We start from the raw sequence: 12,039 nt of genomic DNA on the forward strand, positions 1-12,039 counted from the left end.
CTCATTCACGGAACCAGACGATCTTGCCGTTTCAATCGACCTTGCCCTTCGACACGTCCGGTGCGCGTGTCGACGCACTCGCGCTGATGCGCACCTTGCCGGCGCGCGAAGGGCACTGGGACGAATTGCGCGATTCTTCCGGCCAGTTGCGCGAGCCCTGGCGCCAGTTTTTCGAATTGCTCGGTGAAGACGGTATCGAGCATCTGGATGAAGGCGTGGCCGCCGTTGCGCAGCAGATTCGCGACAACGACATCACGTACAACGTCTATGCCGATAACGGCGAGCCGCGCGCGTGGTCGCTCGACCTGCTGCCGCTTCTGATCGACGAAGAAGAGTGGGCCGTGATCGAACGCGGCGTCGCTCAGCGCGCGCGTCTCATGGAAGCGATCATGGCCGATATCTACGGCCCGCAGACGCTGCTGCATCGTGGTCTCTTGCCCACCGCGCTCGTGTTCGGACATCCTGGCTATCTGCGTCCCGTGAAGGGCTACGTACCGCCTGGCGGGCGCTTTCTGCAGATCGTCGCGGTCGATCTCGCGCGCACGCCAAAGGGCACATGGACGGTCATGGCGCATCGGACCGAGGCGCCTTCCGGCCTCGGTTATGCGCTCGAAAACCGGCTCATCGTCGCGAGTCTTTTTGCCGATCCGTTTCGCGCCATGCGCGTAAGCCGTCTCGCGCCCGCTTATGCGCAACTCATCGCGACGCTCGCACGCGCCGCGCGCGCCACCATGCGCGACGACGATGGCGAACACGAAGAGACTTCTCCCGATGCACCGCATATCGCGCTCTTGAGTCCCGGACCATTCAGCGAGACTTACTTCGAGCACGTGTTCCTTGCGCGCTATCTGGGCGTGACGCTCGTGGAAGGCAAGGATCTGACGGTGCGGCACGACAAGCTCTATCTCAAGACCCTCGCGGGTTTGTCGAGAGTGCATGCAATATTACGGCGGCTCGACGACGCATTTTGTGATCCAGTCGAGTTGCGCGGCGACTCGACCATCGGCGTGCCGGGACTGCTGCAGGTCATGCGCGCGGGCAACGTGATGGTGTCCAACGTGCCGGGCGCGGGCTTCACCGAATCTCCCGCGCTCAATGCATTCCTGCCGGGTATCGCCGATGCCTTGCTCGATGAGTCGCTCGACTTGCCGACCGTGCCGACGTGGTGGTGCGGCGAGCCCGCCGCGCGCGAGGAAGCTTTCGAGCAACTGGACCGAGCGTTGCTCGCGCCGACGTGGCCGGGCGCGCAAACCGACCATCCGCCGGGCATCGACGCGGGCGTGCAGGACCTGGCGGAATGGCGCGAACGGATTGAACGCTCGCCGGATGTTTTCACCGTGCAGGAGAACCTGCAGTTTTCGAGCGCACCGCGTTTCAATGATGGCGCGTTGGGTTCGCGTCCCTGTGTGCTGCGCGTGTATGCCATTGCGAACATCGACGGCGGCTTCAGCGTCGTGCCGGGCGGCTTCACGCGGCTTGCCGCGGACCGGCGAGCCACGGTGTCCATGCAGTTCGGCGGCAGCAGCGTTGATACGTGGGTGCTGTCGAGTCAACCGGTGCCGGCCGCATCGCTGTTGCCTTCGCCGATGAAACCGGGCGACGTGCGCGCGCGCCGCACGGTGTCGAGCCGCGCGGCAGAAAATCTTTTTTGGGCGGGCCGCTACAGCGAGCGCTCGGAGAACAACGTGCGCCTGTGCCGCCTGCTTTTGGGCACGCTCGAAGTCAACGACAACGGCGATCTGTTCCCGACGCTTGCCGACTTCGCGGCGCAATGCGGCCTGATTCCATCGATCGATACGCCCGCACGCAATTCGCCGCAAGCCTTCGAGCGCGCAATGGTGATGGGTCTTGCAAACCGGTCGACGAGCATCGGCGGCAATCTCGCGGATCAGGCGCGCGCCTCGGGCGAAATTCGCGACCGTCTTTCCAACGATCATTGGCGCAACATTCTCGCGTCGCGCAACGATTTCCGCGATGCCCTCGCGCGGCTTGCGCTGCCTTCGGCGAGCGGAAGTCCGAATGCGAGCGGAAGCGGCGAGTCCGCGCCGCCGGTCAGCAGGCACTACGACCGCGTGATGCTCGCGAATGCGCTCGAACATCTGGCGACGCAGCTATCCGCCATCAGCGGTGCGCAAGGCGACCGCATGACGCGCGACGAAGCGTGGCGGCTGCTCTTCATTGGCCGGCATATCGAACGCGTCGCGAACATGGCGAGCTTCGTGCGCGTGGCTGCCGAGCACGGCACGTTGACCACGCCGGCAGGCTTCGACTTGTTGCTGCAGCTTTTCGACAGCACGTTGACGTATCGATCGCGCTATCCGGGACGGCTGGAAGTGCCGGCGCTCATCGACATGATCGTGCTGGATGAAACCAATCCGCGCGGCCTCGTCGGCGTGTATGTCCGCTTGCGCAAAAAGCTCGATGAAATCGCGGCGGCGGCGGGCGGCGCGCGTCGAACGCATTTTGCATTCATCATGCCGCATGCAGAATCATTTCCGAGTCTCGAGTCGCTGTGCGAGACGGACGAAGACGGCCGCTTCGCCAATCTGATCGAACTGTGCGACCGGCTAGTGAGTGCCGTGGGCGTGGCTTCGAACGAGGTAAGCGCGCGTTACTTCAGCCATGCGAACACGCTGGCCTCGCAGGTATCTTCATGACCGTATCCAGCAACCCCGAAGCCACGACGCTCGCGGTCACGCATCGCACCACGTATCGTTATTCGACGCCTGTCGAGATCGCGCAGCATCTCGCGGTGATTCGCCCATTGCATTGCCCGTGGCAACAGGTGATCGCGCACACGGAGCGGATCGAGCCGGTGCCGTCCTATGTGCACAGCCGCGTCGATGCGTTCGGCAACGACGTGCTGTACTTTTCGCTCGATGCGCCGCACGAGCGTCTTTCGATGACGAGCGAGACCACGGTGCGGCTCGTGCCGCGCTGGAATGCGTTCGATCCCGCCGAAACGCCGCCGTGGGAAAAGGTCGTGCAACGCCTGCAATACCACGCGGGCGCGCGGTTCTTCGCGGAGAGCGAGTTTTGCTATGCGTCGCCGAACATCGCGCTCGATCATGCGTTGCGCGAGTACGGCGCACAGAGCTTCGAGGCCGACACACCGCTCGTCGTGGGTGCAATCGATCTGATGCATCGCATTCATGCGGATTTTGAATACCGCCCGTCGTCGACTGCGTTCGATACACCCGCCACGCGCGCCTTCGACTTGGGTCACGGCGTGTGCCAGGACTTCGCGCAGGTGATGATCGGTTGCCTGCGCTCGCTCGGCTTGCCGGCGCGCTACGTGAGCGGTTACTTGCGCAACGACCCGCCGCCGGGCCAGACCCGGCTGATCGGCGCGGATGCCTCGCATGCATGGGTTTCAGTGCATTGCCCGCAGAGCGGCTGGGTCGATCTCGATCCGACCAACGACGTGCTGGCGGATCTCGATCACATCACGCTTTCCACGGGGCGTGACTACACGGACGTGTCGTTATTGCGCGGGATGATCCTCGGCGGCGGGTCGCACCACATAGACGTGGCGGTGAACGTGCTGGCGTTGTAAGTCTGGCATTCTGCATTCAACAGACCGCATGCAGAATGCCCTATTCATCAGCGCACTCATTCGCCTTCTGGAAAGTCCGCGCCCAGCGTCACCGCTTCCCAGCCATCGAAGTCCTTGCGCAGGGCCTCGACTTTCAGGCGCGCGTTGGTGAGCGCGGCCTTGCCGAGCAAGAGCCGCAACGGCGGATTGTCGCTTTCGACCGCCTTGATGATCGCTTCGGCGGCACGCACCGGATCGCCCGGTTGCTTGCCGCTGTAGTTGCGCACCATATCGACGCGCGCCTTCGCGGTCTCGGCGTAATCGTCGATGGTATGCGGCGCCTGATTCGCCGAGCGGCCCGCCCAGTCGGTGCGAAACGGTCCCGGCTCGACGATGAGCACCTTGATGCCGAGCGGCTTTACTTCTTGCGACAGAGATTCCGACAAGCCTTCGACCGCGAACTTCGTCGCATGATAGAAGCTGATGCCCGGGAACGCGATGATCCCGCCGACCGACGAAATATTCACGATGGTCCCGCTCTTTTTCGCGCGCATGCCCGGTAGCACGGCTTGGGTCATATCGACCAAGCCCCAGACGTTGATTTCAAACATCTTGCGCACTTCTTCGCTTTCGCTTTCTTCCAACGAGCCGAAGTAGCCGATACCCGCGTTATTCACGAGCACGTCGATGCGGCCGAACTTGGCCGTCGCATCGCGCACTGCGGCTTTGACCTGAGCAGGGTCGGTGACATCGAGCGTGAGCGCAAGCGCCAGATCGCCGTACTCCTTTGCAAGATCTTCGACGGCCGCGACGTTGCGCGCGGTGATCACGGTCGGGTAGCCGAGGCCCAGGGTCTTGGCGGCGAGCTCACGGCCGAAGCCGGTCGAACATCCGGTAATGAACCAGACGGGTTTGTCAGCGGTCGTTGCCATGTGCGATTCTCCGTTAGAAAACGTTATTTCGTGAGCAATTCGCGAGCATGATCCATTCCCTGCTTGTGCGACAGCGTCTGGAGATTCAAGCCCTTATAAGCGCCGCTGACAGACAAAGACTTCAAAGCGCCTGACGAATCAGCATATCGACGCTTGGCCTATGTTCGATGTCTTGCTGCGAAGTCGCGAGCCCGTCACGCTCATCGCGAAGAAAGTCGATGAAGGCGCGCAGCTTCGGCGCGACATGACGGCGGTCCGGGTAGTACAGCGTATAGCCGGGCAGTGGCGGGCTCCAGTCGGCGAGGAGGCGCACGAGCCGGCCTTCCTCGATGAATCGCTCGATATAACCATTGATCATATAAGCGATGCCGATGCCATCCAGCGCCGATTGCACGAGCGCAGCCGAGTCATTGAGAATGAGTCGACCTGTCACGACGAGATCGAGCGATTCGCCATTCTTCCTGAAGCTCCAGCGCTCGATCTGTCCGGTGCTGATCAGACGAGAGCTTATACAGTCGTGCGCCGCCAGATCATGCGGATGCTTCGGAACGCCGCGCCGTTCAAGATAGTCAGGCGATGCGACGATATGCGCTTCGATGGGCGGCCCGATCCGGACGGCCACCATATCGCGCTCGACACGATCGCCAAAACGAATGCCCGCGTCGAAGCCGCGCGCCACGATATCGACGAGCGAATTGTCGATGCACAGGTCGACGCGAATCTCCGGATAACGTTCGAGAAAGCGGCGTAACACGGGCTGCAGCACGATCATATGACCCGAGCGCGCCACCGTAATGCGCAAGGTTCCGGACGGTCGTTCGGCCGCCGCGCCGAGTTCTTCCGAAGCGAGCGCGAGTTCGCGCACTGCGGGCAAGACGCGTTCGAAGAATTTTTCTCCGGCTTCGGTAAGGCTCACGCCGCGCGTATTGCGCGAGAACAACGCGAGGCCCACGCGCTTCTCAAGTGTGCGAATAGCCTGACTTACGGCGGAGGGCGACACGCCAAGCCGCACGGCAGCGGCGGAAAAGCCCTTTTCCTCGGCTACCGCGACGAACGTCATGATGCCGTCCAGCTGATCCTGATGCATGCACGCATTCCTCGAACGAATATCGGCGCTTCCTTGCAAGCCACGCGAGCTTGAACATCTGATAAAGGCGCTTCGAAGCAGGGCATGTTAGCAGCAGCGGACGCTACCGGCAGGAGTGAAGGGATGCGTCAAGCGCGAATTGCCATGCAGGCTTTTAAGGCTGGCTGAAAGCGCGCCGGGGCTGCATGCGCTAAGGTAGAGAGCTTGGTTGCCTACACGCTTGTTCGCCTTGAATGGAGAATCACACGATGGAATACGTGAAACTGGGCTCGACCGGACTCGAGGTCTCGCGCCTGTGTCTCGGCTGCATGACGTTCGGTGTGCCGGAGCGCGGCACGCATCCATGGACGCTCGACGAAGAAAAGAGCCGCCCGATCATTCAGCACGCGCTGGACGCGGGCATCAACTTCTTCGATACCGCCAATACCTATTCGGATGGCACATCGGAGGAGATTGTCGGCCGCGCATTGCGCGACTTCACGCGACGCGACGATATCGTCATTGCAACGAAGGTCTTCAATCGCATGCGTCCCGGTGCGAACGGTGGTGGCTTGTCGCGCAAGGCTATCTTCAACGAGATCGATAACAGCTTGCGCAGACTCGGAACGGATTACGTCGATCTCTACCAGATTCATCGATGGGATTACACGACCCCGATCGAGGAAACCCTCGAAGCGCTGCATGATGTCGTGAAGGCGGGCAAGGCGCGTTATATCGGTGCGTCTTCAATGTATGCGTGGCAGTTCAGCAAGTCGCTGTATCTTTCGCGTGCCAAAGGATGGACCGAGTTCAAGACCATGCAGAACCACTTGAACCTGCTGTATCGCGAAGAAGAGCGGGAGATGCTGCCGCTTTGCGTGGATCAGGGCATCGGCGTATTGCCGTGGAGTCCGCTTGCACGAGGACGCCTGACGCGCGACTGGGATGCGACGAGCGCAAGACAAGAGTCGGATGCATTCGGCAGCACGCTGTATCGAACGGACGATGCGGACCGTGCAGTGGTCGAAGCCGTTGCCGCCGTCGCTCAAGCGCGTGGAGTACCGCGTGCGCAGGTTGCATTGGCTTGGGTTGCGCAGAAGACGCCTGTGAGTGCGCCGATCATCGGTGCGTCCAAGGTGGGACATATCGACGATGCAGTTGCTGCGCTCGAATTGAACCTGACCGACGAGGAAATCGCGCAGCTCGAAAAGCCTTACGTGCCGCACGCGGTGGCCGGGTTCAAGTAAGCGTTTCGGCGTCAATGGCTGCGTTGTCCATGAGATGACGCAGCCATCGTCGAGGATGCTAAACCTCGCTCGCGGCTTTTCGCGTGACGGCCGAAAGGCGCGACCTGACGAAGCCGATATGTTCGCGCAAAACGTAAAGCGCATCCGCATACGCAAGCGGCACTTTGAGCGTGTTCAACGACTCCTCGATGTAATCGAGTTCGACCAGCAGGCCCTTGCGCTCTTCATCGTTCGACATTCGCATGGCGCCGCGTTCGACCGCCAGCAACGCGCCGTAGTAACGATAGATTCGCGACCTCACGCGCCATCGATACAAGCCTGGCACGATACGCAGCGCCGGAAATATCAGCACCGCCACGGGCAGCAACAACACGAGCGCGCGATCCGCGATATTCGCAAGCCAGAACGGCAGCACGCGGTAAAAGAAGCCCTTGCCGGAATGGTAATAACGGTTGGCGTCCTCGCTGATCGGAAACTCATGCGCGACGAAATTCGGAAACTGTCCGCCGCGTTGCAAGAGTCCGGGCTTGCCATGCACTTCCTGCGCGGCTTCGATCAATAGATCGGATAGCGCGGGATGCAGCGTTGGACGCGCGACGAGTTCGACGGTTGGCGCAACCAGATGCACGGTCTCGGACGGCACGCGACGGCCCAGATCGAGCACGCCTGGCGGCAGATCGATCTCATCGAGATAGGGAAAAACACGCGTATAAGCGCGCGCTTCCTGAAAGTCCATTACCGAGACGCCAGGTACTTTCAAGATGCGCAGCATGAGTGCGCGTGTGGCGGAATCGCCGCTTAGAAAGACGGCATCGACCTGATTGCTGACGAGTTGCGTGGCCGCGTCCAGGCCGTCTGTTGCAAATAGCTCAGTGCTTCCACCCGGTCTGATGCCATTCGCTTCGAGCAGCTTGAGCGACAGCATGCGCGTGCCGCTGCCTTCACGGCCGATTGCAATGCGCTTGCCTTCGAGTTGCGAAAGCTGCGTCAGCCCCTTGCCGCGATAGAACACGACGAGCGGGACATACGACACGCTGCCGAGCGATATCAACGATGACGCATGCTCCTTGCTCGCCACGCCACCCTGCACGAGCGCGAGATCGATTCTCTCCTTCGGATCGAGCAGACGATGCAGGTTCTGCACCGAGCCATCCGATGGCATTACCTTGAGCGTGACGCCGTTTCTCGCGAGGATCTTCGCGTACTCTTCGGCGTAATAGTAGAACGAGCTGTCGGTTTGTCCCGCGCTTATGGTGATGGTGCGAGGCGGCGCGGGATCGAGGAGCCAGAAGACCAGCGCCCCGGCGATGGCAAGCGCAAGCACGACAGGCGCGGCAGTCCAGGTGAGATCGTGCAGCATGCTATGCGTATGTTCGTGTGGCAGGTACGGGCGCTTCGCGTCTTGCCGCTTCATGAGTGAGCGATCCTGAAGGTCCGGCAAGCACAGGCATGATTGACCATGGCGAGTCTCGTTGATGAGCGGCGTTGACCCGCAGTGTACCGCTTACAGGCGGTAAGACATGCCCGTCATGCTCGTCATGCTTGCCGCATCACGCCCAATGCGCGGGCACCCAGAATCTGCCGACCCAGTGCGCGGGAACCCACACGGCAGGGCGCGGCGCCGGTGCGACATAAACCGTCGCTGCGGGCGGCGGCGCAGTCGCGACGACGGGCGCTGCGATCACCGTCGTCGTGCTGGCCGTTACGGTGCCACCCGTGACCACGGTAGCGCCGTGCGAGCCGCTGCTGGCCACATAAGCACCCGACGTACCCGATGTCACCACGACGCCCGGCGCGACGCTCGTAGCGCTTCCTGAGTGCGTTACGCTGCCGCCGTTCGCGGTGTTCACCGTGCCCGAGCGATTGCAGGTGTAGCCTGCGCAATTCGTGGATGCATTATGCGTCGAGGTGTTGCCGTTGGGTCCGGTCACCGACCCCGTCGATGAGTACTGGCCGACGCCGTTGCGCGTGACGGTGCTGTCGGTGGTGGTGGTCTTGCCGTTCGGCGTGGTCATGTTGCCGGTGTGATTGCAGCTGCCGCCGGCGCAGTTCGTATCGCCGGAGTGCTGCACGGATCGTCCTTCCGGACCCACGGCGGTGCCCGAGTTCGCGAACTGCCCGGTGCCGGTTCGCGTGACCGTGCCGGTGTTGGTCGCCACGCCGCCCCACGGATTCATGTAGCTGCCGGCATGCGAGCAACTGCCGCCACCGCATGAACCCGCGTGCGCGCCGTTATATTCGCCACGGCCGGTATAGGCGGAGCCTGAGCGGGTCCAGCCCGCGAAGGCCGAGCTGCTTGCAAATGCGAGCGCCGCGGTGGTGACAATCACGAGTACATGACGCAGCGCGCGAGCAGTCGCATGCGTGCCGGATGGGTTCGATACGGTGACGTCTGATCTGCTTTTCACGGGATGTCCCTTCGATTCGTGGGTGGCGATGCAGATCACTATAGGGAAAGCGTCTCGCGCAGTCTCTTCCAAACTTATTTCACGAGATGTCGCGCCGACGCGAAATCGCGCTTTGCGTCACACTAGGGCCTCTTCGTTAGCAGCAGAGCCATTCATCATGTCTATCGCGTCTACTTCTTCGGTCCGCGTCGCCATACTCGACGACTACCAAAACGTCGCACTCAAGCTCGCAGACTGGTCGCCGCTCGAAGGCCGCGCCGAGATAACCGTCTTCAACGATCACATCGCCGAGCGCGATGCCTTGCTCAAGCGCCTCGAACCCTTCGATGTCATCTGCGCCATGCGCGAGCGCACGCTGCTCACGCGCGACATCATCGAGCATTTGCCAAGGCTCAAGCTGATCGCATCGACGGGTGCGGCGAATGCATCCATCGATCTCGACGCAGCCGGGGACCGTGGCGTCGAGGTCAGGCACACGGGTTACTCGTCGACAGCCACTATCGAGTTCACCTGGGCGCTCATCCTCGCGACGATGCGCAACATTCCCGCCGAGAATCGTTCGTTGCAAAGCGGCGGATGGCAGGTTGGCCTCGGCACCGAACTCGCGGGCAAGACGCTCGGGCTTCTGGGTCTCGGGCGTATTGGTTCGGCAGTCGGCGTGATCGGCCGCGCGTTTGGCATGAACGTGATCGCGTGGAGCCAGAACCTCACCGAGGAACGCGCGCAAGAGAAAGGCGTGCGGCGCGTCGATAAGGAAGCGCTCTTTCGCACGTCGGACCTGGTGTCGATTCACTTGCGGCTATCGGAGCGCACGCGGCATCTCGTGAGCGCGCCTGAATTCGCGCTGATGAAGCCGACGGCGCGGCTCGTGAATACGTCGCGCGGGCCTATCGTCGATCATGCCGCCTTGCTCGATGCACTCACGTCGAAGCGAATCGCAGGCGCGGGGCTCGACGTGTATGACGAAGAACCGCTCGCCGCGGACGATCCACTGCGCTCGCTGCAAAACGTGCTTGCAACGCCGCATATCGGCTATGTCACGGAAGAGTTGTATCGCACGTTCTACAAAGACACGGTGCGCAATATCGTCGAATGGATGGATGCAACCAAGGCGCAGTCATGATTGCTTCGGCGGCTGCGGATTGCGTGCAGGGTTCGTATCGATCTTCCTGATCTCGCTGATCGCTTCGCTGTTCAGCGCGGTCAGGTCGGCTTCGAGTGCATCGGCGAGCGGCTTGTCATAGACCTCTTGCCCTTGCACATGGAAGGTGAACCACTCGATGTACTTGGCCTTCTTCACCGGATCTTCAATGGTGTCGCGCGTCCATTGATAGAGCGGATAGTGTTCCGTTCCCTCGCGTTCCGCTTCGGCGACGTAGCCCGCGAAGGCATCGAACTGACATTGCAACTCAGCGTCATGCGTTCGCAATAGCGAAGCGAGCGGCGCGAGCGCAACGTCATCCATGTTTTGGCGAGCCTTCGTCGCATAGTCCGGCGCGAGCCTGATTCTTACCTGATATTGCCATGCATCGCTCATGATGCGCTTCTCCGTTTAGTCCTTTCAGATTCGAAAGCCGTTGCGCGAACTGCGTGCGCGTCTCGCTTCAAATACACTACACTTCCTCTCGCATCGTCGGAAGCTTGAAGCGACGATGCCCGTCCATGCAGGCGACGAACAAGAGGAGGGTAACGATGAGCCTTCAGCACTCGATGTTCTGCCCATGCTGCGAAGTCATGCAGCCGGGCGTCGCAAGCCGCCGTCGCTTTCTCGCGATGGCCACGCAGAGCGCAGCGGCGCTCGCACTGTTCCCGCATCTTGCTTATGCAGACGACAGTGTGCCATCTCTGCCCTTCGACTCCATACCCGATCCCGTGCGCTTGCCGACCGACATGTACCTCGGCGAATGCTCGGGCGTTGCGGTCAATTCGGCGGGGCACATCTTCGTTCTTTCGCGCGGTAACAGCACAGGTCCCGCGTATGGCGCGGCGGCCGCGCAACTCCTGGAGTTTGATCGCAATGGCCGCTTCGTGCGCGAGATCGGCCACAACCTCTATGCGTGGTCGTTCGCGCATACGGTCAAGATCGACCGGCACGACAACATCTGGGTGACGGATAAAGGCTCCGACATGATCATCAAGTTCACGCCTGAAGGACGCGTGGCGATGGTGTTCGGCCGCAAGCAGGAAGCAGCGGACGAAGAAACCGCGCCGCTCAAGCATCCGAACCCGCCGCTGGCTTCGGAGCCGGGACGCTTCAGGCAAGTGACCGACGTCGCGTGGGACACGGCAGGCAACACGTATATAAGCGATGGTTATATCAATTCGCGCGTGGCGAAGGTCGATAACGACGGCAACTGGATCAAGTCGTGGGGCGAGCGTGGCAAGGCGCCGGGGCAGTTTCATACGCCGCACAGCATTGCCGTCGATGCAAACAACATGGTGTACGTCGCCGATCGCAGCAACCGTCGCATTCAGGTCTTCGACACGGAAGGCAACTTCCAGCGTCAATTCACGATCGACGTACCCGTACCGCCGGATGCGCGTCCTGCTATTGGCAACATGCCGGATGAAGCCGCGATTGCGGCGGGCACTTTCGCGCCCGGATCGCCCTGGGCCATTTGCATCTCACCGGGACCGAACCAGGTGCTCTATAGCGCCGATGCCTTCCCAGGCCGCATCTACAAGCTCTCGCTCGACGGCAAGCTGCTCGGCGTGCTTGGCCGTGCCGGCAAGCAGTTGAAGCAGTTCGGCTGGATTCACGAGATGGCGTGTCCATCGGAGAATACGCTCTTCGTCGCGGAACTGCTCAACTGGCGCGTGCAGAAGCTCGTGCTTCATGCATAGACGCTAC

At 61.6% G+C, this 12,039-nt stretch carries 10 protein-coding genes; 5 read left to right on the forward strand and 5 right to left on the reverse strand.

Going from position 1 to position 12,039, the window contains the following annotated elements; translation table 11 throughout:
* Positions 1-23: 23 nt before the first annotated feature.
* Positions 24-2,657 (forward strand): circularly permuted type 2 ATP-grasp protein, encoded by a 2,634-nt coding sequence (locus QCE79_RS20065; RefSeq protein WP_309847274.1) that lies wholly within the window; start codon positions 24-26, stop codon positions 2,655-2,657.
* The gene (locus QCE79_RS20070) at positions 2,654-3,556 is read left to right on the forward strand and encodes a transglutaminase family protein (protein ID WP_309847276.1); all 903 of its coding nucleotides are present in this window, start codon (positions 2,654-2,656) and stop codon (positions 3,554-3,556) included. Before QCE79_RS20065 ends, QCE79_RS20070 begins: the two co-directional genes overlap by 4 nt.
* A 56-nt stretch (positions 3,557-3,612) precedes the next feature.
* Here QCE79_RS20070 and QCE79_RS20075 read toward each other — a convergent pair whose 3' ends face one another.
* Positions 3,613-4,467, reverse strand: coding sequence for an oxidoreductase (locus QCE79_RS20075; RefSeq protein ID WP_244830779.1), 855 nt, complete (start codon positions 4,465-4,467; stop codon positions 3,613-3,615).
* Between the two features lie 121 nt (positions 4,468-4,588).
* Positions 4,589-5,554 (reverse strand): LysR family transcriptional regulator, encoded by a 966-nt coding sequence (locus tag QCE79_RS20080; protein ID WP_309847279.1) that lies wholly within the window; start codon positions 5,552-5,554, stop codon positions 4,589-4,591.
* A gap of 248 nt (positions 5,555-5,802) precedes the next feature.
* On the opposite strand from QCE79_RS20080, the gene QCE79_RS20085 reads away from it, so the two are divergent.
* The gene (locus QCE79_RS20085; RefSeq protein ID WP_244830776.1) at positions 5,803-6,780 is read left to right on the forward strand and encodes an aldo/keto reductase; all 978 of its coding nucleotides are present in this window, start codon (positions 5,803-5,805) and stop codon (positions 6,778-6,780) included.
* A 58-nt stretch (positions 6,781-6,838) separates the two neighbouring features.
* Here QCE79_RS20085 and QCE79_RS20090 read toward each other — a convergent pair whose 3' ends face one another.
* Together QCE79_RS20090 and QCE79_RS20095 are read right to left on the reverse strand one after the other, a co-directional pair.
* Entirely contained in the window at positions 6,839-8,194 is a 1,356-nt protein-coding gene (locus tag QCE79_RS20090) for a TAXI family TRAP transporter solute-binding subunit (RefSeq protein WP_309847283.1), read from the reverse strand.
* A 136-nt stretch (positions 8,195-8,330) separates the two neighbouring features.
* Positions 8,331-9,188 carry a hypothetical protein gene (locus QCE79_RS20095; RefSeq protein ID WP_309847286.1) on the reverse strand — a complete coding sequence of 286 codons (858 nt, stop codon included), beginning with the start codon at positions 9,186-9,188 and terminating at the stop codon, positions 8,331-8,333.
* A 157-nt stretch (positions 9,189-9,345) separates the two neighbouring features.
* On the opposite strand from QCE79_RS20095, the gene QCE79_RS20100 reads away from it, so the two are divergent.
* Positions 9,346-10,311: a D-2-hydroxyacid dehydrogenase family protein gene (locus tag QCE79_RS20100; protein WP_404989390.1), complete on the forward strand. Its 966-nt coding sequence runs from the start codon at positions 9,346-9,348 to the stop codon at positions 10,309-10,311.
* On the opposite strand, the gene QCE79_RS20105 is transcribed toward QCE79_RS20100, so the two are convergent.
* Positions 10,306-10,725, reverse strand: coding sequence for a hypothetical protein (locus QCE79_RS20105; RefSeq protein WP_244830770.1), 420 nt, complete (start codon positions 10,723-10,725; stop codon positions 10,306-10,308). The two genes, QCE79_RS20100 and QCE79_RS20105, sit on opposite strands and share 6 nt — an antisense overlap.
* A gap of 155 nt (positions 10,726-10,880) precedes the next feature.
* Here QCE79_RS20105 and QCE79_RS20110 point away from each other — a divergent pair, with 155 nt between their 5' ends.
* Positions 10,881-12,032, forward strand: a complete 1,152-nt coding sequence (locus QCE79_RS20110) for a peptidyl-alpha-hydroxyglycine alpha-amidating lyase family protein (protein WP_309847289.1) — start codon at positions 10,881-10,883, stop codon at positions 12,030-12,032.
* Positions 12,033-12,039: the final 7 nt, after the last annotated feature.

This window comes from Caballeronia sp. LZ003 (genome assembly GCF_031451465.1).
Taxonomy (GTDB): domain Bacteria; phylum Pseudomonadota; class Gammaproteobacteria; order Burkholderiales; family Burkholderiaceae; genus Caballeronia.

What these genes read in the sequence shown, in the direction of transcription:
- QCE79_RS20085 (WP_244830776.1), top strand. Translation starts at nt 5,803, where the DNA reads ATGGAATACGTGAAACTGGGCTCGACCGGACTCGAGGTCTCGCGCCTG.
- QCE79_RS20090 (WP_309847283.1), bottom strand. Translation starts at nt 8,194, where the DNA reads ATGAAGCGGCAAGACGCGAAGCGCCCGTACCTGCCACACGAACATACG.
- QCE79_RS20075 (WP_244830779.1), bottom strand. Translation starts at nt 4,467, where the DNA reads ATGGCAACGACCGCTGACAAACCCGTCTGGTTCATTACCGGATGTTCG.
- QCE79_RS20105 (WP_244830770.1), bottom strand. Translation starts at nt 10,725, where the DNA reads ATGAGCGATGCATGGCAATATCAGGTAAGAATCAGGCTCGCGCCGGAC.
- QCE79_RS20110 (WP_309847289.1), top strand. Translation starts at nt 10,881, where the DNA reads ATGAGCCTTCAGCACTCGATGTTCTGCCCATGCTGCGAAGTCATGCAG.
- QCE79_RS20100 (WP_404989390.1), top strand. Translation starts at nt 9,346, where the DNA reads ATGTCTATCGCGTCTACTTCTTCGGTCCGCGTCGCCATACTCGACGAC.
- QCE79_RS20080 (WP_309847279.1), bottom strand. Translation starts at nt 5,554, where the DNA reads ATGCATCAGGATCAGCTGGACGGCATCATGACGTTCGTCGCGGTAGCC.
- QCE79_RS20070 (WP_309847276.1), top strand. Translation starts at nt 2,654, where the DNA reads ATGACCGTATCCAGCAACCCCGAAGCCACGACGCTCGCGGTCACGCAT.